General features: G+C 74.4%; 1 protein-coding gene. It reads right to left on the bottom strand.

Annotated elements, in window-relative coordinates:
* Positions 1–819 (bottom strand): alpha/beta hydrolase fold domain-containing protein (locus NBW84_RS18400; RefSeq protein WP_250285975.1); only part of this gene is annotated, 819 nt, incomplete at its 3' end.
* Between the last annotated feature and the right edge of the window lie 365 nt (positions 820–1,184).

Raw genomic sequence — 1,184 nt, forward strand, 5'->3', positions numbered from 1 at the left:
GGCGAACGCCAGCGCCTCGTCCCGGGCAAGCTCGAGATCGCCGAATACCAGGGCGGTCGGCGGCAGCCCGGCGAGGTCCGCGGCGCGGGCCGGCGCGGCGTAGGCCGGCACGTCCGCGGCGTCGGCCAGCGGGCCGAGGTAGCCGCGCCAGCCCCGCTGGGAGCCGGCCCGGTTCCAGGTGCGCGGGTCGGTGATGGCCTGGCTGGAGACCGTGGCGTGCCGGTCGTCGAGCACGGGCGCGTGCAGCAGCAGCAGTGACGGCAGGGGCTCCTGCCGGTCGCGCAGGTACAGCGTCAGCCCGGCCGCGATGGCGGCACCCGAACTGGAGCCGATGATGGCCGACCGGGCCGGGTCGACGCCGATCTCCGCGGCCCCCGTGCCGGCCCTCCCACCGGCTCTTTCGCCGGTCTCCCCGGCGGGGCCGCCCGTCAGCCAGCTCCACACGGCGTGGGCGTCACGCAGCGCCGCCGGGTAGGGGAACTGCGGGGCCAGCCGGTAGCCGACCGAGACGATCACCGCCCGGGACGCGGCGGCGTACCACGCGCAGTGCGGGTCGAACTGCTCAAGCTCACCCAGCGTGAAACCGCCGCCGTGGACGAAGAGCGCCACCGGCGCATCGGCATCGGCCTCGGCGGGCCGGTAGACCCGCACCGGCACGTCCCGCGCGTCCGGGCCGTCGGTGATCTTGACGTGCGTGTCGGTCGCCCGGACGCGGTCGGCCGTGGGGTGCAGCCGGCCCAGCCGGGGGCGGCTGGGCGGGTTCACGAGATGGTCGCGCAGCTGCGGGTCGACCCGGTCCTCCAACGGTACGGACGTCACGATGCTTTCCTCACCATGTCGGAAACCATGCCGAACTTCACCGCGTCGCGCTTCACCGTGGCGGGCGGCGGGGGAGGGCTCGCCAGCGGCGGGGCTTCGGCGGTGGAGCGTAACTTTGACGCAGTGGACGCTACATTGAACGGTCGGGTTCATTCGGCACCCTGCCCGACGACGGCGCTGATCTCGCCGGTGACCTCTCCCGGGTGGCCTGCGAGGTCATCGACTGCCAGCTCACCGGGGAGGGCTGGATTCTTCAGCGGCTGATGTACGCCGAGGCCGGCCGGTTCCCCGACCTCTTCGACGAAGCGCTCGCGCACGGAGGGTCACGGGTGCGCGGCGCCCTCGCCGGCCGCCTCGCCCGCCTG

The sequence above is a fragment of the Protofrankia sp. CiP1_Cm_nod2 genome, from assembly GCF_920664355.1.
GTDB lineage: Bacteria > Actinomycetota > Actinomycetes > Frankiales > Frankiaceae > Protofrankia.